Origin of the sequence: Janthinobacterium tructae (assembly GCF_006517255.1) — a bacterium.
In the GTDB taxonomy this organism is placed as follows: domain Bacteria; phylum Pseudomonadota; class Gammaproteobacteria; order Burkholderiales; family Burkholderiaceae_D; genus Janthinobacterium; species Janthinobacterium tructae.
This window is the reverse complement of the sequence record NZ_CP041185.1, coordinates 1,135,223-1,155,823: the sequence shown is the minus strand read 5'-3', so window position 1 is coordinate 1,155,823 and position 20,601 is coordinate 1,135,223. Positions and strand designations below refer to the sequence as shown.

14 protein-coding genes are annotated in these 20,601 nt (G+C 65.0%); 3 read left to right on the top strand and 11 right to left on the bottom strand.

Translation table 11 applies throughout. From position 1 onward, the window contains the following. Positions 1 to 71: 71 nt before the first annotated feature. The gene (locus FJQ89_RS05040; RefSeq protein WP_141169312.1) at positions 72 to 1,169 is read right to left on the bottom strand and encodes an FAD-dependent oxidoreductase; all 1,098 of its coding nucleotides are present in this window, start codon (positions 1,167 to 1,169) and stop codon (positions 72 to 74) included. A gap of 14 nt (positions 1,170 to 1,183) precedes the next feature. Next, positions 1,184 to 3,394 carry a CTQ-dependent lysine 6-oxidase LodA gene (lodA, locus tag FJQ89_RS05035; protein ID WP_141169311.1) on the bottom strand — a complete coding sequence of 737 codons (2,211 nt, stop codon included), beginning with the start codon at positions 3,392 to 3,394 and terminating at the stop codon, positions 1,184 to 1,186. 288 nt (positions 3,395 to 3,682) lie between these two features. Here lodA and FJQ89_RS05030 point away from each other — a divergent pair, with 288 nt between their 5' ends. Further along, entirely contained in the window at positions 3,683 to 5,188 is a 1,506-nt protein-coding gene (locus FJQ89_RS05030) for a DASS family sodium-coupled anion symporter (protein ID WP_099763747.1), read from the top strand. A 13-nt stretch (positions 5,189 to 5,201) separates the two neighbouring features. Here the strand turns inward: FJQ89_RS05030 and FJQ89_RS05025 are convergent, their stop codons facing one another. From FJQ89_RS05025 to FJQ89_RS05000, 6 genes are all read right to left on the bottom strand, one after another. After that, complete coding sequence (locus FJQ89_RS05025; protein ID WP_141169310.1) at positions 5,202 to 7,742, bottom strand: EAL domain-containing protein; 2,541 nt, start codon at positions 7,740 to 7,742, stop codon at positions 5,202 to 5,204. Further along, positions 7,739 to 11,392 (bottom strand): response regulator, encoded by a 3,654-nt coding sequence (locus FJQ89_RS05020; RefSeq protein ID WP_141169309.1) that lies wholly within the window; start codon positions 11,390 to 11,392, stop codon positions 7,739 to 7,741. Before FJQ89_RS05020 ends, FJQ89_RS05025 begins: the two co-directional genes overlap by 4 nt. 27 nt (positions 11,393 to 11,419) lie before the next feature. After that, positions 11,420 to 12,589, bottom strand: a complete 1,170-nt coding sequence (locus FJQ89_RS05015) for an ABC transporter substrate-binding protein (RefSeq protein WP_141169308.1) — start codon at positions 12,587 to 12,589, stop codon at positions 11,420 to 11,422. 109 nt (positions 12,590 to 12,698) lie between these two features. Beyond that, positions 12,699 to 13,706 (bottom strand): NADP-dependent oxidoreductase, encoded by a 1,008-nt coding sequence (locus tag FJQ89_RS05010; protein WP_141169307.1) that lies wholly within the window; start codon positions 13,704 to 13,706, stop codon positions 12,699 to 12,701. 36 nt (positions 13,707 to 13,742) lie between these two features. Beyond that, complete coding sequence (locus FJQ89_RS05005; RefSeq protein ID WP_141169306.1) at positions 13,743 to 14,552, bottom strand: oxidoreductase; 810 nt, start codon at positions 14,550 to 14,552, stop codon at positions 13,743 to 13,745. Positions 14,553 to 14,642: 90 nt separating this feature from the next. Next, the gene (locus tag FJQ89_RS05000) at positions 14,643 to 15,269 is read right to left on the bottom strand and encodes a TetR/AcrR family transcriptional regulator (RefSeq protein WP_141169305.1); all 627 of its coding nucleotides are present in this window, start codon (positions 15,267 to 15,269) and stop codon (positions 14,643 to 14,645) included. 84 nt (positions 15,270 to 15,353) lie between these two features. Between FJQ89_RS05000 and FJQ89_RS04995 the strand changes: the two genes are divergently transcribed. Then, positions 15,354 to 15,725, top strand: a complete 372-nt coding sequence (locus FJQ89_RS04995; RefSeq protein ID WP_141169304.1) for a gamma-glutamylcyclotransferase family protein — start codon at positions 15,354 to 15,356, stop codon at positions 15,723 to 15,725. An 81-nt stretch (positions 15,726 to 15,806) separates the two neighbouring features. Here the strand turns inward: FJQ89_RS04995 and FJQ89_RS04990 are convergent, their stop codons facing one another. The 3 genes from FJQ89_RS04990 to FJQ89_RS04980 all read right to left on the bottom strand — a co-directional run bounded on the left by FJQ89_RS04990 (position 15,807) and on the right by FJQ89_RS04980 (position 19,754). Further along, entirely contained in the window at positions 15,807 to 17,762 is a 1,956-nt protein-coding gene (locus FJQ89_RS04990; protein ID WP_141169303.1) for a cytochrome c/FTR1 family iron permease, read from the bottom strand. Between the two features lie 158 nt (positions 17,763 to 17,920). Next, on the bottom strand, positions 17,921 to 18,625 hold the full coding sequence (locus FJQ89_RS04985) for a copper resistance protein NlpE (RefSeq protein ID WP_141169302.1): 705 nt from the start codon (positions 18,623 to 18,625) through the stop codon (positions 17,921 to 17,923). Positions 18,626 to 18,719: 94 nt separating this feature from the next. Beyond that, a complete protein-coding gene (locus tag FJQ89_RS04980) occupies positions 18,720 to 19,754 on the bottom strand; it encodes a zinc-dependent alcohol dehydrogenase (protein WP_205704624.1) in 1,035 nt (344 codons plus the stop codon). 164 nt (positions 19,755 to 19,918) lie between these two features. Between FJQ89_RS04980 and FJQ89_RS04975 the strand changes: the two genes are divergently transcribed. Continuing rightward, on the top strand, positions 19,919 to 20,599 hold the full coding sequence (locus FJQ89_RS04975) for a hypothetical protein (protein ID WP_141169301.1): 681 nt from the start codon (positions 19,919 to 19,921) through the stop codon (positions 20,597 to 20,599). Positions 20,600 to 20,601 lie beyond the last annotated feature (2 nt).

Here is a 20,601-nt window from a genome sequence, read left to right as displayed (position 1 = left end):
GCTGAAAATCGCCCGGAAACGGGCTGTGGGCATGCGGACTCTTGACCTGGCTCAGTTTTTTGCCGGCGGCGTCAGGACGCGGCCCGGCGCTGCCAGAACGGAGCATCGCGCCAGCGCTGCTCGGCGCCGTAGAAGCCGCGCCGCATCTGCAGATAGGTTTCAAACGCGGCGAAGACACTGCGCCGGTAGCCCGCTGCCATGTCCCGGTCGCCGGCCAGGAACGCCTCCGCCACGCGCGCCGCATGGATGCCCGACGCCATGGCCTGGCCGATGCCCAGCGAGGAGATCGGGTCGAAGCAGGCGGCCGCGTCGCCCGCCGCCGTCCAGTTTTCATCGGCCGGCAGCGACGCCACCCGGCTGTGGATGGCGTAGTGGCGCAGGGCGCTTGGCGCTGGCAGGCGCGCCACGATATCGCGCACGTGCGAGGTGTCCGCGGCGGCCTCGCGCCAGGGCGCCGGCTCCTTCAACCGCAGGCGCTTGAGGATGTCGGCATCCGTGATGAAGGCCAGCGCCACGCGCTCGCCCGGCAGGGGCGCCGCGTAATACCAGCCGTGCCGCGTCGTTTCCACCAGTGTGCGGTGCGGCAGGAATTGCGGCTCTGCCAGCTGATAATAGGCGTACAGCGCCACCAGCGAGTCTTCCGTGTGGATGGGGCGTTTGCGCTGGCGCACGATGGTCGCCTGCTTGCCGCTGCAATCGATCAGGTAACGGGCCGTCAGGTCCGTTTCCTGCCCCTCGCTCGCCACGCGCAGACGCCACGGGTCGCCGTGTTCGAGCTGCACCAGTTGCGCGGGACGCAGCAGCGCCACGCCCGCCAGCCGCGCCTGCTCAAGCAGGATGGCGTCATACCGCCTGCGGTCCAGGTGCAAGCCGTGGCCGTGGCTGCTGAAGACGGCGTCGCGCGACATCAGATCGGCGCTGCCCCACGCGGCCGCGTGGGAAAACGCGGGCAGCTGGGCGCCGTCCAGCAGGTCGCGCCCAACGCCCAGAAAATCGAGCATCGAAAAGATGGACGACGATACCGTTTCGCCAGCCCTGTAATCGTCGAACAGCTGCTTTTCCAGCAAGGCGACGCGCAAGCCCGTGTAGCGGGCCAGGGTCAGGGCGGCGGCAGTGCCGGCGGCACCACCGCCGACAATGACGACGTCGTAGTGGCGCGATGACGACATGCCTGGCGCGACACTCAATGGGAAAACCGGCGCCGGTTGGCCGGCTGGATTTTCTTCGGCGTGTCATGCACGGCCACTTGTGCGCCGCCGGTGGCAAACAGCTGCGATGCCTTCTCGGGCGCCGTCTGCGGATCCTCGTCCTTGAGGAACCACGCGGGCAGGTAGTTCGAATCGTCGCCCGTGATGAAACTGCTGGCATTGCCGACACCGACGCTGGCGGCCACGAACTTGGCGTGATTGCGCTCCTTCTCGACAAAATACGGGTACTGGCGGCCCGACTCGGCATCGTGGTTCTGGTTCACGATGAAACCCAGGTAGTGCCAGGAACTGATCATCTGCGAAAAACTGTTCATGCCGCGGCTGTACATCACCTGCATGCCGGCCGGCACGCCCGCAAGCGCCTGTTCTTCCTTGGTGGTGGCGCCATTGATCACGTTCCACGGGCTTTGCGGCGGCCACCAGTAGGCGTAGTAGGTGGGCGGCACGGGAATGAGCGTGTCGGGATTCTTGACCAGGTCCGGATTGTCGAAGTTGATCATCTGCACGGAGCAGTCATAGAAGTCGGCCTGCCACGGGATGGCCATGCGCTTGGTCAGGTCGCCCGGTTCGCAGCCGGTGCCGACGGTCGGGTCGTTCCAGTCCAGCGGTTCGCACTCGTCGCGGCCCGCCGACAGGCCGTTTTTTGCGTAGTCGGCATCCACGCGGTGCAGGATGGCGTACGCTTTCGCATAGATGATGGGATTGCGCACGCTCCACGTCACTTCGATGCCCGGGCACATGGGTTCGCCCACGCAATTGCCAATGGCCGCCTGATCGAGCGGGTCGATGCCCGGCAAGGCCAGGCCCGGCGCATCGGGGGCGAATTTGCCGGCAGCCCATTGCTGCAAAGCAAAATATTGCGTATCCGTCAGCACGGAAAACTTGCTGATGACGTTGTTGCGCACGGAATTGCTGCCCGAATTCAGGGGCACGAGGGGAATCCCGGCGCCGGGGTTCTCCGTGCTGGCTTCACTGAACAATTGGCCGCCCTGGCCGCCCGTGAATCCCGGCACCTGTTCCTGCGTGCCGGGGCGGATGGCCGACGGCTTCCTGAAGTAACTGAAGAATTTTTCGCGCTGCGGCCGGTTCGCTTCCGATGCATCGGCCACGTCGAAGCTGGGGCGGATGAAGGCCGTCATCGAGGGCACCGTCGCCACCCACTGGTAATCGCCTATCCTGGCAAGGAATGGCTGGATGTCCTGCGCGTAATTGACGACATAGTCGGGGTTCCAGCCATCGCTGGCGCTCCAGCGGGCCGCGTCATAGGCTTCGGGCAGCGCGTTCTTGTATTTGATGGCCATGTCGGCCACGACATCATCCCAGGTGGAAATATTCACCAGCTCGGGCGCGAACTTCGGCGAACCGATGACCACCCACGCTTTGAGCACGACGGGCGTGCTGCCATCCTTGAAATGGAGGGTCGCGCTGACGGGACCGTCGCCCACGTCGTCATTCCACGTATCGCCGCCGCCAAAGCCCGTGATGCTTTCGGAGCCGCCGGCGCGGCCATAGGCGCCGATCACCAGCAGGTTGCCGCGCGAATCCGTGCGCATTTCACCGAGGGTACGCACGGGATAGCCTTGCGTGATGGCCTGCGGATCGGGGAAGGACACGTGCGCATAGGAACCGGCGCCATCCTTGTCGAAATGGGCCTTGCCCAGCGGCGCGTCCAGCATGCGCGGTCCCGGGTCGACGATCAGTTTTTGCCGGGCCGCCTCGCCCGTCACATCGCCATTGCGCAGATTGGTCCAGGACGTGGGCGTCAGATTCCAGGCTGGCGGGGTGTTTTCCCAGGTTTCATAGCTGTTGTACGGGCCAAACATCAGGTCGCCCAGCAGGGGAATGAAGTTCCACCACGCTGCCTTCTTGTTTGCCACGTGCACTGTCCACTCGATCCTGGCAATGCTCGGGTCTTGCAGGTCGACCAGGACTTTTTCGCCGGGACGGCCCGCTACCGACTTGTAAATGCGGAAGCTGGCGGCCTGGCGCCGCACGCGGCCGGCCGCATCCTTGAATTGGGTCACGCGGACCGGCTTGCCATCGACCAGTTGCGGATCGTTGTTGCCGTCCGCTTCGATCGGCAGCCCGCCGATCGCTTCCGGCGCCAGGTAGAACGAATCATGGCTGTTGCCCACGCGGGCAATGCCGATCGATGGGTGTATCGAGTACTGTTCCGTGCTATTCATCAAGTTTTCCCCTGAAAGGTTGGCAATCCTGGTGGCATATCTGGCGGCAGCTACCGGGAAAGATACAGAGAAAAATTAACAAAAAAGTCACCTATTGTCACTTGCTGCGAATATATTCCGGCCATGTGATACCGCGCAAGTCAACGATTCTGGAATTTACCGGCACGCGCTGGCGTAATGGAGCAGGGCACCGGCGTATGAGGTTGTATGATGTTGCTAAAAAGAACTATCACCAATCCACGCGGGCGCCACTGCCCGCCAGGATGCCTGTCCAGTAAAGGAAAACCTATGTATAAAACAGTGCGCGACATGTTCCTGCATTTCAAGGAAGCCGTCCCATTCCGCCTCGTCCCCGCCTTAATTTGTACGGCCTTGCTGGTAAGCATGCTATTGCTGCCGGCGCCCGACGGCTTGACGCCCAAGGCCTGGGGCCTGGTGGCGATTTTCCTTACCACCATCCTGGCGATCATTCTGAAAGTCATGCCCATCGGCGTGATGGCCATGATGGCCATCGTCATCGTGTCCTTGTCGCAAGTGACGTCGACCTCGTCCAAGGGCGCCATCACGGATGCGCTCAGCAGTTTTTCGAATCCCCTGATCTGGCTGATCGTCGTGGCGATTCTGATATCGCGCGGCCTGAAAAAGACGGGGCTGGGCAGCCGCATCGGCCTGCTGTTCATCTCCCTGCTGGGCAAGCGCACCATGGGCATCGGCTATGGCCTGGCGATTTGCGAACTGGTGCTGGCGCCATTCACGCCGAGTAACACCGCGCGCGGCGGCGGCATCGTCCATCCCGTCATGAAATCGATTGCCAACGCCTTCGATTCGGACCCGGCCAAGGGCACGGAAGGCAAAGTGGGCACGTATCTGGCCCTCGTCAACTACCACGCCAACCCGATCACATCGGCCATGTTCCTCACGGCCACGGCGCCCAATCCGCTGGTGGTCGATTTCGTGGCCAAGGCCAGCGGCCAGAGTTTCCATCTGACGTGGACCACCTGGGCCCTGTGCATGCTGCTGCCGGGCCTGGTCTGCCTGCTGGTGATGCCCCTGATTATCTACTGGCTGTCGCCGCCGGAACTGAAAGTCACGCCCGACGCCGTCACCTACGCCAAGGCGGAATTGAAAAGCATGGGTCCGCTGTCGCCGTCGGAAAAAGTCATGCTGGGCACCTTTGCCCTGCTGCTGTTGCTGTGGGCCAATGTGCCTGCCATGCTGTTCGGCCCCGCGTTTTCGCTCGATGCGACGGTAGTTGCTTTCGTCGGCTTGTTCGTGCTGATCATTACCGGCACCATCGACTGGGACGACGTGCTGTCCGAGAAGAGCGCCTGGGATACCCTGGTGTGGTTCGGCGCGCTGGTCATGATGGCCGAGCAGTTGAACAAGACGGGCGTGATCGCCTGGTTCTCGGCCGGCATGAAGGCGGCCATCGTCGCCAGCGGCATGGACTGGCTGCCGATCGCCGGCGTCCTGGTGCTGGTGTTCGTCTTCTCGCATTATTTCTTTGCCAGCACGACGGCCCACATCAGCGCCATGCTGCTGGCCTTCCTGACGGTGGGCCTGCACCTGATTCCCGCCCAATACCATGTACCGTTCATGCTGATGATGACGGCCGGCTCGGCCATCATGATGACGCTGACCCACTACGCCACGGGCACCTCGCCGATCATCTTCGGCAGCGGCTTCGTGACGATGGGTAACTGGTGGCGCGTCGGCTTCATCATGTGCGTGGTGGAACTGCTGATCTTCGCCGTCGTCGGCACGACATGGTGGAAGGTGCTCGGTTACTGGTAAGTGGCAAGGCCGGCTAGGCGGCACGGTTGCCGATCTCGATGCCATGGGGACCCCGTGGCGGCCGTTGCACGCCCGATTCGAAACGCAGGAAGGCTTCCAGCAAGTGGTCTTTCAAGAGGGTTTCGTCCCACGGCTTGGTGATGAACTTGTACACCGAGCCTTCGTTGATGGCCGCCGTGACCGAATGCAGCTCAGGATAGCCGGACAGCATCACGCGCACGATCTCCGGATAGATACCCTTGATGCGGCGCAATAGTTCGTTGCCGGACATGCCCGGCATGCGCGCATCCGTGAGGATCACACCCACCGCGTGGGAGGCGACCAGTTCCAGCGCGGCCTGCGGATTGGTGGTGCTGAGTATCTGGTAGCCCTCCTTGCGCAGCGAGCGGCGCAGGGCGGACAGGATATGCTCCTCGTCGTCCACCAGCAGCAGCACGCGCTGCGGCGCCACGGCATGGCAGCTTTCGGGCGGCAAATGGGTGCCGGCATACAACATCAGATCCATCTCGGCGCCGGGCAGGGGGCGGCTGAAGTAATAGCCTTGCATGGCGTCGCAGTGATTGGTATTGAGAAATCCCAATTGTTCCTCCGTTTCCACGCCCTCGGCCACCGTGGTCAGGTGCAGCGACTTGGCCATGGCGATGATGGAGCGGGTCAGCGAAGCGCCGTCCACGCTGTCGGTCACGTCGCGGATGAACGATTGATCGATCTTCACCACGTCGATGGGGAATTGCTTGAGATAGGACAAGCTGGAATAGCCGGTACCGAAGTCGTCCAGCGCCAGGGTGACGCCGATTTCCTTCAACTGTTCCAGCGCCCGCACCACCAGGTCGCGGTTTTGCATCAGCACGCTCTCCGTCAGCTCCAGTTCCAGGCAGCGGGCCGGCAGGCTGCTGTCGGCCAGCACTGCGCGCACCAGTTGCGGCATGTCGACCTGGCGGAACTGGCGCGCCGAGACGTTGACGGCCATCGTCAGATGCGCAAAGCCGTAGGCATGCCAGACGCCCAGTTGCGCGCAGGCCGTGCGCAGCACCCATTCGCCGATCGCAATGATCATGCCCGTTTCCTCGGCCAGGGGAATGAAGCGGTCCGGCGGCACCAGGCCGATGCCGGGCCGGCGCCAGCGCAGCAGCGCTTCCATGCCATAGATTTGGCCAGTGACAAGGTTGACCTTGGGCTGGTAGTGCAATTCCAGTTCGCCCTGCGCCAGCGCCTGGTGCAAGGCGTGTTCGATCTCGGCCCGCTCTTCCACCAGCACGCCCATCTTGTGGTTGTAGAACTGGTAAACGTTGCGGCCCTTGTCCTTGGCGCTGTAAAGGGCCGCATCGGCCGTCTTGAGCAGCATGTCGCCGCTGTCGCCATCGGAGGGAAACAGGCTGGCGCCGATACTGGTGCTGACATGCAAGGTATGTTCGCCCAGCAAAAAGGGCTCGGCGAACACCGCCAGCACCTTTTTGGCGATGTCCTCGGCCGTGTCGCTATCGGGCAAGTCCGTCAGCAGGATGACGAATTCGTCGCCGCCCTGGCGGGCCACGGTGTCGCCTTCGCGCACCGCGTGCTGCAGTCGCCGCGCCACTTCCTGCAGCAGCGCATCGCCCACCGGGTGGCCGTAGCTGTCGTTGACGAATTTGAAACGATCGAGGTCCAGCATCAGCGTGGCCAGGTGCAAATGGGTGCGGCGGGCGTGGACGATGGCCTGGCCGATGCGGTCGTTCAGCAACTGGCGGTTGGGCAAGTCCGTCAGCGCATCATGGTTGGCCAGGTATTCGATGCGCCATTCCTGCCGCTTGCGTTCCGTGATGTCCTGCATCGTACCGCGCATCAGCAGCACCTGCTGGCCTTCGCGTACGGCCTCGGCCTGGTGGAAGACGATGCACTCGCCGCCGCCCGGCTGCAGCACCTTGTGTTCCAGGCTGTAGCCGGTGCCGCTGGCATGCAGTTCCATGAAGGCCTCGAGCAGCATGGGGCGCTGGTCTTCCGGCAGGCATTGCAACAGGCGTTCGAAGCTGGTGGGGCCGGAATCGGCGTCCAGGCCCAGGATGCGCAACAATTCCGGCGACCAGTAGCCGTCGCCATCGGCAAGCCGGTATTCCCAGTTGCCCAGGCGGGCCAGTGCCTGCGCGTGGCTGAGGCTTGCCTGGATACGGTTCAGCTCGGTCAGCGCGCTGCTGGCGCGCAGCAGGTAGCGCAGCCGGTGCGCCAGCAAACGCCATTGCATCGGCTTGGAGATGAAATCGCTGGCGCCCGCTTCCAGCGCCTGCTTGATGGAGTCATCATCATCGTTGCCGGTCAGCACGACGATGGGCACGTGCGCGCCGCCGGGCAGCCGGCGCAGCTGTGCGCAGCATTCGAAGCCGCTCATGCCGGGCATGGCGACGTCGAGCAGGATCAGGTCGGGCACGGCACGCTGGAAAGCGGCCAGCGCTTCCAGGCCGCTGGCCGCTTCCTCGATGCGGAAGCCTTCCGGCTCCAGCGCTTCCGTCACCAGGAAGCGCGTCATGGTGTCGTCATCGACCACCAGGACCCGTGCTTGCAGGGGCAGTGCGGTATTCATATGGCTTCCTTTTCAATGGCCAGGGCGGCGAGGACACGGTCGAGTTCTTGCTGGATGCCGCGGATATGCCGCAGTGCGCTGGCGACGTCATTGCCGCGCGCGTATTGTTCGATTTCACGGCAGGTGGCCGACAAGCCCAGCGCGCCCACGTTGGCGCAGCTGGACTTGAACGTATGCGCCGCCAGTTGCAGCGCCGCGGTATCGCTGGCCTCGGCCGCCACTTCCAGCTGGCCCAGCAGGCGCGGGGCGTCGCTGTTGAACAGGTCGATGATGCGACCCAGCACATCGGGACGGCCGGGACGGCGCATGGCGCGCAGGTTTTGCAGGGCGGCCGCGTCGAGCAGGGCAGCCGGTTCGGCCGGCGCCTGCTGGACAGCCTGCGCCGTCACTGCCGGCGTCTGCACTGCCTTTGGTGCGGCGGACGCCGGGCGCCAGCGGGCCAGCACGGCCAGCAGGGCGGCGCGCGTATACGGTTTGGCGAGGTAGTCGTCCATGCCCGCTTCCAGGCACAGTTCGCGGTCGCCCAGGATGGCATTGGCCGTCAGCGCGATGATGGGCGTGCGGTCACGGCCTTGCTGGGCTTCCATGCGGCGCACGCGCCGCGTCGCTTCGAAGCCGTCCATTTCCGGCATCTGGCAATCCATCAGGATCACATCGAACGGGTAGCGCTCCCACAGGGCCAGCGCGCGCCGCCCGTTGTCGGCCGGCGTGGCGTCATAGCCGCTATCTTCCAGCATCGCCAGGGCGATTTCCTGGTTGATCGCATTGTCTTCCACCAGCAGCATGCGCAGCGGCGCCTGGCCTGCGGCCGCAGTGTCAGGCGGAGCGGGCAGGGCAGGCGTCAGCGCTGCCAGCGGCGTGCCAAAGCCGCCCACGGCTTCGATGCAGTGGCGCAGTTCCAGCGCCCGCACGGGCTTGGTCAGGCAGTATTCCACGCCCAGCGCCGTCACCTGGTGCAGCTCGGCCGAGGCGTCGAGTGAGCTGAGCATGATGATTTTCAGCGCCGCCATGCCGGCGTCGGCCTTGATTGCCCGCACCAGTTCGGCGCCATCCATGACGGGCATGCGCATGTCGATGATGGCCAGGTCGAACGGATGCCCGCCGCGCAGCGCGCCTTGCAGCAGGCCCAGCGCTTCGGCGCCGTCGGCGGCGCTGGCGGCGGCCATCTGCCACTCGATGGCGTGCTGCAGCAGGATATTGCGGTTGGTGGCATTGTCGTCCACGATCAGCACGTGCAAGGCATCGAGCGCCACGCGCGGCGCCGGCACTTGCGGCGCGTCCGCGGGCGCCACGGTGCCCACGACGACGGTCACGGCGAAGCTGGAACCCTGGCCCGCCACGGAATGGAGCACGATGTTGCCGCCCATCATCTCCACCAGCTGCTTGATGATGGCCAGGCCCAGTCCGGTGCCGCCGTATTTGCGCGAAGTGGTGCTGTCGGCCTGGCGGAATGGCTGGAAGACGGCCGCCGCCGCATCCGGCGCCATGCCGATGCCCGTGTCGCGCACTTCCAGGCGCAGCTGGCCGGCGGCGGGACAGCTGACATCGACGGAAATTTCGCCCCGTTCGGTAAATTTGGTGGCGTTATTGAGCAGGTTGGTGAGGATCTGGCGCAGGCGCACGGGGTCGCCGCGCACATGCTGCGGCACGTCGGCAGCGATGCGGCAGGTAAATTCGATGGCCTTGCGCTGGATGCCGTTGGCAAACAGTGCCACCACGTCGTCGATCATCTGGCGCAGGTCGAAGGGGATGTGTTCGAGCACCAGCTTGCCCGCCTCGATCTTGGAAAAGTCGAGGATGTCGTCGATGATGCTCAGCAAGCTTTCGCCCGAGCGGTGCACCGTGTGCACGAAACGCTGCTGCTTGGGACTCAGTTCAGTGCGTTGCAGCAATTCCGTCATGCCCAGCACGCCATTCATCGGCGTGCGGATTTCATGGCTCATCTTGGCCAGGAATTCCGATTTGGCGCGGTTGGCGGCGTCGGCCTCGGCCTTGGCCTGCGTGAGCGCCAGGTCGCGCTGTTCCACGTGTTCGAGCATGCCGTTGAAGCCCGTGATCAGCTGTCCCAGTTCATCGCTGCCGTGCTGCGCCACGCGCACCGACAGCGCCTTGCCGTCGCGGATATGCGCGATGGCGTAGGACAGGCGCGCCAGCGGCCTGGCGATGGACGCGCTGATCAGGCCTGTGATGGCCACGCAGGCCAGCAGCAGCACCAGCGCGATGCCGAGGATCAGCACGAAGGCACGCCGCACGCCATCGCGCACCGTGGCCACCGCCTCCTGTTGCTGGCCCGTGATGCGCGCCACTTGCTGTGCGGAATAGGCGGCCTGTTCGCGTTCGAAGGCGCGCACATGGTCGATGACCTCGTCCAGCGCCGTCTGGCTGTCGAGCACGCTGCCCTTGGCTTGCACCAGCCGCTGTCCCGAGCGCTCCACCGCTTCGAGGTAGGTGTTGACGGTGCGCGTTTCTGCCAGCAAGCCCAGCTGGCCTATGCTTTGCAGCAAGGTTTGCATGGTGGCCATGTCGCGGTGCAGGGCGCTGATGCGCCGGGCGATATCGTGGCCCAGGTGCGTGACGTCGCTGGCGGCCGTGGCGAGCATGACTTCGCCCACGTCGATGCTGATGGCGTCGACGGCAAGGTTGATTTCGCCGCTGGCATCCTCGATGCGGGCCGAGGTGTGCATGTAGCGGCTGGCCTGCGCCAGCCGGTCGCGCCCTATCGCCAGTTGCAATTCGATGGGATCGAGTTCCTCGGCCAGGCGCAGGTGGGCGGTGGCCAGGGCGGTGCTGATTTGTTCCTTGAGGGTAAGATAGGCGGCCTGCTGCGCCGCGCTGGCGCCACCCTCGGCCAGCAGCCCCGCGCGCAACGCCAGCAAGCCGGCGCCAGGATCGAGCAGCTGGCGTGTCGTGGCCAGCAGCTTCGCCCGCAGGGTCAGCTGCGACGGGCTGATGTCGCGCTCGCTGGTGCCCGCCAGGTGCGCCACGGCCGCGGCCAGGCGCTCGCGCAAGGGGGCGATGCGGAAACGGCTCTGCACGGCCTGCGTTTCGGCCAGCGCAATCTGCATGTCGTAGATGCTCTGGCGCAAATCCGTCAGGTAGCGGGCGTTCTGGTTCAGACGCTGGCTTTGCAGCTGCACCTCGGCGGCCGTGGCCTGGGCCTGGCTGTCGACCAGGCGGATATTGCCGCGTGCCCCCTTGGCGGCCGCCTTGATCTGCGCCAGCAGCTGGCGCATCTCCGTTGCCTGCGCCTTGTAATACGCCTCGTTTTCCAGGCGTTTGCGCACGGCAACGCGCATGCGCTGGAATTCCCGTTCGAAGGCCGCGTGGTAGCGGGGCGCCTGCAATTGGCCATGGCGCCGCAAATCGTCGCTGATGCTCTCGGCAGTCTGGATATTGGCGACGATCTTGTTCGACACCTGCTCCAGCTGCGCCAGGTCTTGCGCCTTGCCCAGCTCGAAGAAGTCCGAGGCCATATCCTGCACGGTATAGCGCAGGCGCAACACGTCCGTGTACAGCGGTACCGTCTCGTCGGTCAAGCCATGCACATGGGTTTCGATACCCTTTACCAGCAGCAGGCCGGTCCCCGCCATGGCTGCCACGCCCGCCAGCAGGACGGTGCTACTGACGATCAGCTTGGTCTTGATTTTCACGCCATGCTCCAGGGGAGGTGGTGCGCATCACTTCGCGCCAGGCGCCAGGTCGGCCGGGACGATCCTGCCATCGGCGATGCGGGTCAGGAAAACGGCCGTCGATGCCTGGTGGTCGTCTGCTCGCAGCGTCACTTGCAAGCCGCCGAGATCGAGCCGCTCGAAGGTTTCGAAACTCCGGATCAGGCGTTCGCGCGTGAGGTCCGCGCCCGTGCGGCGCAGCGCCGCCACCATCAGGGTGGCCGAGATGCAGCCTTCGAAACTCACAAACGACAGCCTGGCCGCTGGCACATGCCGGGCCAGCAGGTCGGCGCATTCGGCGGCGATGGGCAGCGTGCGTTCCTCGGGCAGGGGCACCACCTGCGAAATCAGGATATTGTTGCCTTCCGTGCCCAGCAGTTGCAGCAGGCTGTCCGTGCCGACAAACGATACCGTGGCCAGGGCCGCTTTCAGCTTGGCCTGGCTTGCCTCGCGCACGAACGCCGCCACCGGGGTGTAGGGGCCGGCCATGATGACCACCTGCAAGTCGTGGCCGATCAGGGCCGCCAGTCCCGCCTTGACGGCCGTGGTGCCGCGCTGGAAGGCGCCCTTGGCGACGAGTTGCATGCCGCGCCGCTGCAGGGCGCGCACGGTGCCGTCGAGCACGGCATTGCCGAAGCCATCGTCCTGGTACAGAACACCGAAGCGTTTGATGCCCCGGCTGACGAAATACTGCACCAGGGCATCGGACTCATCGTCATAACTGGCGCGAAAGTTGATGATTTCATGCACCACGGGGCGGCGCAAGGTCATGGCGCCCGTAAACGCGCCCACCAGCGGTACCTTCATTTCCTCGACGATCGGTATGACGGCGTTGGTCGTGGGCGTCCCCACGTTGCCGAACAGGGCGAATACCTGTTTTTCCTCGACCAGCCTGAGTGTTTCGCTGATGGCCCGGTCCGGATCGTAGCCATCGTCGGCGACCACCAGCTCGATGCTGCGGCCATGGATGCCGCCGCGCCGGTTCGCTTCCTGGAAAACGGCCGTCGCGCCATCGCGCATGGCCCGTCCCAGCCCGGAGGCCGCCCCGGTCTGGGCATTGACCATGCCGAGCCGGATGTGCGTATCGCTCACGCCCGGTTCGGCGGCATGGACTATGCCGGCCGCGAGGGTGATGGCGAAGCAGCAACATTGCGGGAAAAAGCGCGGAAAAAAGCGCATGAGCTACCTTTATCGAGGTTGACCGGTATCAACAGGTACGGGCTTGACAACGAGTATGGAGGAAATTGCCAACGCAAAACTCACACATAGTCACAGTTCCAAAGGCAACTCAGGGAACGGGCATCCGCACCACCACCTTGCCGCGCGCGCGGCCTCGCGCCAGGCAGGCCAGCGCCTGTTTCGCCTCAAGAAAAGGAAATACCTGGTCGATGACGGGGCGGATGCTTCCCGCTTCGACCAAAGTGGCGATCTGCGCCAGCTGGCCGCCGTCGGGACGCACGAAGTGGAAGGCATAACTGGCGCCGCGCCGCCGCGCCAGGCCGATGATCTTGCGGCTGAGTAAACCAAACACCAGCTTCAGCACCACGTTCATGCCGCGCGCACGGGCGAAAGCGGCGTCCGGCGGGCCGATCAGCGAGACGATATGGCTGCCGGGCTTGACGATGCGCAAGGCCTTTTCCAGCCCGTCGCCGCGCAGCGTGCCCAGCACGGCATCGTAATCGCGCAGCACGTCCTCGAACGGCTGTTGTTTATAGTCGACCACCTCATCGGCCCCCAGGCTGCGCACCAGCTCCACATTCGCCGTGCTGGTGGTGGTGCCCACGCGGGCGCCCAGGTGCCGGGCCAGCTGGATGGCAAACGTGCCGATGCCGCCGGAACCGGCCGGGATGAACACTTTCTGGCCAGGCCGCAGCCGCATGCGCTCGTGCATCGCTTGCCATGCCGTCAAGCCCACCATGGGTATCGACGCCGCTTGCACGAAATCGAGGTTCGCCGGTTTCAGCGCGGCCGCCTGCTCGGGCACGACGGCAAATTCGGCCAGGCTGCCATGTGGCGTATCGAAAATACTCGCATACACGGCGTCGCCCACGTTAAAGCGCGTGACGCCGCTGCCGACTTCCACCACCACGCCGGCCAGGTCGCTGCCCAGGGTGGCCGGCAAGTGCAGTTTCAAGATAGGCTTGAAGTCGCCCTTGGGGATCAGGTTGTCGATGGGATTGAGGCCAACGGCATGCACCCGCACCAGCAGTTCGCCGGGGCCGGGTGTGGGGCGGGGCCGTTCGGCAAACGCCACATGATCGAGGCCGCCGTACTGTTTGAGTTGCAATGCTTGCATGGTGTTCTCTCTGGATGTCGGAAGAAGTCCTGGCGTTCAGGCCAGGCGCAGGTCCTTGCGCAGGCCGGCGTCCAGCAGCGCGGCGGGCAGGAAACGGCGCATCAGGCGCAAGCGTGCCGCCAGCGGCCCGGCCGTGTAGCGCAATTTCGGCTGGCTTGCCTGCGCCGCCGCCAATACCGTGTCAGCCACGATGGCCGGGTCATCGGCACCGGCCATCAGCGCTTGCAGCCGGCTTGTGACGGCCGCGCGCACTTGCCGGTAGGCGGACAGCGGCGTATCTGGCGCCAGCAGGTTGGCTTCGAACGTGGTCTTCGTGTAGGCCGGTTCGATGACGCTGGCGCGGATGCCCCAGCCGCGCACTTCATGGTCGAGCGATTCCGTGTAGCCCTCGATCGCGTGCTTGGTGGCCGAATACAGCGCGCCGTAGGGCATGGGCAAAAAGCCCACGACGGAACCGATATTGAGGATGCGCCCGCCGCCCTGGGCCCGCATGTGCGGCAGCACGGCCAGGGTCATGCGCACGACGCCATGGAAATTCGTGTCGAAGATGGCTTGTGCCTGCGCCATGCTGCTTTCCTCGGCGCCCGCCGGGGCCACGCCGAAACCGGCGTTGTTTACCAGCAGGTCGATGCGGCCTTCGCGCCGCATCACCTCGGCCACAGCGGCAGCGACAGATGCATCGCTGGTGACGTCGAGCGCCAGCATCGCATAACCGGCTGCGGCCGCCTGGCTACCGCGGCGGCTGGTGCCATACACCGTGTAACCCGCTTGCGCCAGGCGCCGGGCCGTGGCCGCGCCGATGCCGGACGAGGCGCCGGTGACCAGGGCAATCTTGTTGTTCTTCATGGCAGTCCTTCAGTGGTTGATAATAATGAATATGACGGTCGTCATATTGGTGTTTGAAAAAAAAACCGGGACGGACCCGGGCCATGGGCGTTACGGCTGGTTGGTGTCTTGAAACTGCGCCAGGGTGGCCGCACACAGGGCGTCCGACAGGGCCGGCTCGTCGACGGCGCGTGCCAGGATGGTGGCGCCGATCATGGCGCACACCGTCGCCATGGCTTGCGCGTGCGCTTCGGGCTGGCCCCAGTTCGGCAGCTGGCGCGCGAACAGGTCGATCATTTCCTTGATGTGGATGGTGGCGGCGCGCCGCACCTCGGGCGCCTGGCGCGGCATTTCCGAACCCAGCGCCGAGACGGGGCAGCCCACCTCGATGGCGGCGATGTGGGCGGGCGACAGGTAGGCCGCCAGCATGGCCTGCAGCGCCTGGCCCGGAGGGGCGGCAGCCGCCACCCTGGCCGCCAGCGCCACCGATTCGGCGCCTGCGCGGTCGCCCGCTTCGGCCAGCAGCGCGTCGCGCGAGGCGAAGTGCGCATAAAAGCCGCCGTGCGTCAGGCCCGCTTCCTTCATGATGTCGGCCACGCCCGTGCCCGCATAGCCGCTGCGGCGGATGGCGCGCGTGGCCACCTCGACGATGCGTTCGTGGGTGGCTTCCTTGCGGGTTTTCGCCGGGGATTTCTTGTCAAGTAATTGGTCGGATGAGTTCTGCATGATGGTCATCATATCGCAGTTTTTAGATCCGTGCAGGATCTGTGTCCGCAAACGGCGCTACCATGCACGCTATCGACAATCAACGAGGGGCGAAAAATGGCAACTATTCCAGCGGCAGCGACAGAACAGCTGTTTTCCTACGGCACCTTGCAGCAGCCCGAGGTGCAACTGGCCACCTTCGGGCGCCTGCTCGACAGCCGGCCCGACCAATTGCCCGGCTATTGTCTGGCCATGCTGGCCATCGACGATGCGCAAGTGGTGGCGACCAGCGGCAAGACGCATCATCCGATTGCCTCGCGCAGCGCCATGCCGACCGATAGCGTGCCGGGCGCCGTGCTGGCTATTTCGCTGGAGGAATTGCGCCAGGCGGACGGCTACGAGGTGGCCGCTTACCGGCGCGAGCGCGTGACACTGGCGTCGGGCATGCAGGCCTGGGCCTATGTGGATGCGCGCGATGCCGCTCCTTGAGCGGCATGGCAACAGATGGATGGTGGGAAAAAGGTGGGAGTGCCGGCCCGGGCAGCTTGGCCGGGCCGGCATGTTTCAAGCTCAGGCCGGCTTGTGCTTGCCTGCCGAATAACGGTTCCAGCCATAGCCGGTGACGATGATGGCCAGGATGGCGGCCTGCGCCAGCAGGGTTTCCGCGGTCGGCAGGATGCCCAAGAGATCAATGCGCATGAAGTCGACGGGGGTGACGCCGACCCAGCCCGCTTCCTGCAGCGCGGCCACGCCTTTGCCCATCAAGATCACGGCCAGCACGGCCACGAAGGCGGACGTCCACGAGAAGAACTTGCCGATCGGCATGCGGGCGCTGGTGCGCAGCAAGGCCCAGGCGATCACGACCAGCAGCACGATGGCCACCAGGAAGCCGCCCAGCAGGGCGCCGCCATTGCCGTCCGCCGCCAGGGCGGAATAGAACAGCACGGTTTCAAACACTTCGCGGTAGACGGCGATGAAGGCCAGGGCGAACAGGCCCCAGGCGGAGCGGCGCGTCATGGCCGCCGTGAGTTTCTCGTGCAGGTATTCCTGCCAGCGTCCGGCGCTGCTCTTCTGGTGCATCCACAAGCCCACGCTGAGCAGGACCAGGGCCGCGAACACGGAACCGAGCCCTTCGCTCACTTCCCGGCTGGCGCCACTGATGGTGACCAAATACGTTGCCGCCACCCATGTCAGGCCGCCCGCCACCAGCGCGCTGATCCAGCCGCCATGCACGTAGGGCATGACATCGCTGCGCTTGGCCTTGCGCAGGAAGGCGATGATGCCGATCACGATCAGCAGCGCTTCCACGCCTTCGCGCAGCAAGATCGTCAGGGCGCCGATAAAGGTCGTCATCGGCTCGGCCTTGGCGTCGCCCAGCTCCGCTTCCACGTGGGTAAATAGTTGCTGCAGCTTGTCGCCCGCCGCTTCGGCGTCGGCCACCGTGCCCTTGGCCACGGCGGAACGGTAGGCCAGCATGGCGTTTTCCACGGCCAGCAGCAGGGATTTGTTGCGCGCGCCGACCATCGGCTCGATCGGCTCGAAACCGTCCAGGTAGGCCGACAGGCCCAGGCGCGTGGCGGCCGCGCGGTCGCCCGCGTGCACGGCGGCCAGGCTTTCTTCCAGGCGCAGGCGTGACAGGGCCAGGCCCGTGGGCTTGTGCGCCTCGGCCTTGCCAGGGGCGCTGCGCAGGTACGCCGTCAAGGCTTGCGCCTCGTCCGCGCCCAGCTTGGCGGCAGCGGCTTCCTGCGTCAGGGTCGTCACGGCAGCCAGGTCCGCATACAGTGTCTTGGCCCGTGGATCGTCCTGCCACAGCTTTTCGCCGTGTGCGCGCGCCGCCGCGCCGTGTGACATGCCGCCCACAAAGAAGGCCAGGTCCCAGCGTTCGTTGTCGGACAGCTGGCCGAAACTGGCCATCGAAGTGCCCGCCACGCCTTGCGAAATGACCTGGTACAGCGCCATCACGCTGCGCGACTGGGCCCGTTCGCCATCCGTGAAGGCGATCGGTTTCGGTTCCAGACTGGCCGCCAGCGGACCGTCGCCGCCGCCGGCCACGCCGTGGCAAGAAGCGCACTGGGCCGCATACAGGGCCGCGCCGCGCGCCAGGTTCGGCAGCACTTTCGGCGCCACGGGGATCGGGTAGGCGGCGATCAGCAAGCCGTTCGCGTGGTGCGCCAGGCGCTTGACTTCCACGCCGTCGGCCTTGGCCACGACGGCTTTGCGCAGGTCGGCGATGGCGGCGGCGATGGCCGGCTGCGACGCGTGGGCGGGCAGCGCGGCGATTTGCGTCGCCGCGTTGTCGGTAAAATCGAGCATTTCCGCGTATTCCGCTTCGCTGACCACCTTGCCGTGCTCGACGGCGCCGCTGTAATCGACGGCCACGTAATCAATCAATTGCCACAATTGCTTGGCACCGGCGCCAGGATCGGCCACTTGCGCCTGCGCGCCACCGGCCATTAGCAGGCTGAGGCTGAGGCTGGCAGCGACGAGCGGATAGCAGACGAGCCATTTTTTCACTTTAATGAACATGATTCTCATTCTCATTTCTTGTTAACCCGGCGACTATAGGACAGACCGTGCGGGGTGTCAACGGCGCACGGCTGCGCGTGGGCGCAAACGGCGCCGCCCTGGTCAAGAATACTGACCAGGGCGGCGTGTTTGGGAAATGGAGCGAGATAGATTGAGGGCTACTGTTTCGATGCCGGTTTGGCGTACAACCCTCTGGCCAGGCTGCTGTCCGCATCGTTCACTTGCAGCCCGCCTTTGACGACGCGCAAGGCCAGCTTCTGGAATGCCTGGCCTCTCAGCCATTGCGGGTCGCTGACGGCGAAGGCGGCGATGCGTTGCTGCGCGCGCTCGGGCGGCACGGCCAGCCATTGATAGTCGGCTTTCGAGCCCTGGCGGCGCAAGCCGGCGCGCACCCAGCGCTCCGACGCCGGCATGCGCACGATGGCGTCGCCGTTCGCCACGCTGACGGCCGTGGCCGTCTTGCCGCTGTGCGCCTCGAACTTCACTTCCACGCCGGGCATCGGCCCCACTTGGGGAAAGCCGACGATGGCCACCCACAGGCCCGCTTCGGCGGGTTTCCGGATGCGCATTTCCGCCTCCTCGAACACGCGGAACTGCGGCTCCTTGCCGCCATTGCCCGCCTCCAGGGTCACTGTGTCGCCGGCAACGCGCCACTCGCCGCTGGCTTGCTCATCGGTATTGCCATAACTGAGCATCCATTCGAACGTGCCATCCTTTTTCAGCAGCAGTTCGGAGCCCGTTTCCATGACGCCTTGCAGGTAATAGTGACCGGGCAAGGCGGACGCGGCCGGCTCGGCCGCGCTGGCGGGAGCGGAGCAGGCGAGGGCGGCGCAGGCCAGCCAGCCAGCAAGAGATATTTTCATCGGTGTGTCCTTTGTAATATGCAATTATGGCAACAAAAATGTAATTGCCGTCGCACGACACACCGGCGCAGTTGGCGCTCTGCTCAGCCGTAACTCAATTGCCGCTGAAATCGAGCACCACGCGCGAGGCCACCTTGCCATGCTCGAGGCGGCTGAAGATCTCATTGATGGCCGACAGCGGCTGCAATTCGATCCCGGCCTTGACCTTGCCGGTGGCGGCAAAGGCCAGCGCCTCGGCCATGTCCTGGCGCGTGCCCACGAAAGAGCCGCGTATCGTCACGCAATTGGCGACGACGTCGAACAGCGGCGTCGGGAAGTCGCCCGGCGGCAAGCCCACCAGCACGCAGGTGCCGCGCTTGCGCGTCATCGCCACGCCTTGTTGGAAGGCATCGATCGACGGCGCCGTGATCAGCACGCCGTGGGCGCCGCCCCCGGTCGCTTCGCGCAGGGCCGCCACAGGGTCACCCTGGCGCGCGTTGATGGTCACTTCGGCACCGAGGGCGCGCGCGTGTTCGAGCTTGCCTTCATCGATATCGACGGCCGCCACGCGCAAGCCCATGGCCACCGCATATTCGATAGCCAGGTGGCCCAGGCCGCCGATGCCGGACACGGCCAGCCACTGGCCCGGCCGCGCCCCCGTTTCCTTGATGCCCTTGTAGCTGGTCACGCCGGCGCAGATGATGGGTGCTGCCTGCACGGCGGACAGCCCGGCCGGAATATGCGCGACGTAGCGCGGGTCGGCCAGGATGTATTCGGCAAAGCCGCCATTTTTGGTGTAGCCGCCGAACTGCGCCTCGGCGCACACGGTTTCCCAGGCGGCCAGGCAATGTTCGCAATGGCCGCAAGCCGAGTAGAGCCAGGGCACGCCGACCCGGTCGCCCAGCTGTACTTCGGTCACGCCCGTGCCCATGGCGACCACCAGGCCGATGCCTTCGTGGCCGGGAATGAACGGCGGTGCAGGCTTGACGGGCCAGTCGCCGCGCGCCGCATGCAAGTCCGTGTGGCACACGCCGCAAGCCTCCGTCTTGACCAGGATCTGGCCGGGGCCGGGAACCGGCACGGGTACGTCGCGCAGCACCAGGGGCTGGCCCAGTTGTTCGACGACGGCGGCTTTCATGGTAGTGGGGATCATGTTATTCCTTATGAAGTTGAGGTGGCGTCAGTCACGCGCCCTGCCATGGGCTGGTCAACAGACACTTGCGAATGATCATATTCTGCTGCATGCGATTCGATAATTGATTGATCTACATCAATGTGTGAGCGCACGGTGCCTAAAACTTCAAGAGCAGCGACTTGCGTGCGGAAATCGCCAGCCAGACCGGCGTTGCTATCGCGATCCGTAGCGTGCCTGCAATCGGATATGGTTTCGCAGGCGAGATCGCGCTTGTCGACAGTGCGCTCATTGCAAGCGATGTGGCAAGATGCATGGATGAGTATGGACAACTGCCGTTGCTTCAAGGGCGGGCTGCTGGCTGGAACAAGCTGGCCAGCAGGTTCATAATGCGTGTAGCCCAACGGCATCGACGCAATAGTGCCAGCCGGCCGGAAGCCGGCCTTGACGGACACCTTCTGGAAGGAATCAACTTGCCACCGATACGTTTCTTCGTCTTTATCGCAGTCTCATTGCTCGTCTTCATCGGCATCCTGCGCTGGACGTTACGCGCCAGGACGGTGGCGCCGGCAGCCAGCCTCACTGGCGGCGTTGCTTTCATCATCGTCGTTGGCGGCATGTGCTTTGCCAAATTCGCGGCGACCGCCGGCCTTCCATGGCCGCTCTACTATGGCGTCCCTGCCGCCGTGACCCTGGCGCTTCCTCCGCTGGCGTTCCGCATGCAGCGCAGCGAGTTCGCCTGGTATGTATTGTCAGCCTTTGCCTCGTCGCCGCTAATCCATGTTGCCTTCTCCTTCTTCGCCGGCTGGCACGAGTACATGCCATTCTGGCACATACCTTCACTCTGGGACCTGGGCAGCTGAGC

Bases quoted from the DNA above. Each gene is read 5' to 3' on its own strand.
- FJQ89_RS05000 (WP_141169305.1), bottom strand. From the start codon at position 15,269: ATGATGACCATCATGCAGAACTCATCCGACCAATTACTTGACAAGAAA.
- lodA (WP_141169311.1), bottom strand. From the start codon at position 3,394: ATGAATAGCACGGAACAGTACTCGATACACCCATCGATCGGCATTGCC.
- FJQ89_RS05040 (WP_141169312.1), bottom strand. From the start codon at position 1,169: ATGTCGTCATCGCGCCACTACGACGTCGTCATTGTCGGCGGTGGTGCC.
- FJQ89_RS05030 (WP_099763747.1), top strand. From the start codon at position 3,683: ATGTATAAAACAGTGCGCGACATGTTCCTGCATTTCAAGGAAGCCGTC.
- FJQ89_RS04990 (WP_141169303.1), bottom strand. From the start codon at position 17,762: ATGTTCATTAAAGTGAAAAAATGGCTCGTCTGCTATCCGCTCGTCGCT.
- FJQ89_RS05015 (WP_141169308.1), bottom strand. From the start codon at position 12,589: ATGCGCTTTTTTCCGCGCTTTTTCCCGCAATGTTGCTGCTTCGCCATC.
- FJQ89_RS04985 (WP_141169302.1), bottom strand. From the start codon at position 18,625: ATGAAAATATCTCTTGCTGGCTGGCTGGCCTGCGCCGCCCTCGCCTGC.
- FJQ89_RS04995 (WP_141169304.1), top strand. From the start codon at position 15,354: ATGGCAACTATTCCAGCGGCAGCGACAGAACAGCTGTTTTCCTACGGC.
- FJQ89_RS05005 (WP_141169306.1), bottom strand. From the start codon at position 14,552: ATGAAGAACAACAAGATTGCCCTGGTCACCGGCGCCTCGTCCGGCATC.
- FJQ89_RS05025 (WP_141169310.1), bottom strand. From the start codon at position 7,742: ATGAATACCGCACTGCCCCTGCAAGCACGGGTCCTGGTGGTCGATGAC.
- FJQ89_RS05010 (WP_141169307.1), bottom strand. From the start codon at position 13,706: ATGCAAGCATTGCAACTCAAACAGTACGGCGGCCTCGATCATGTGGCG.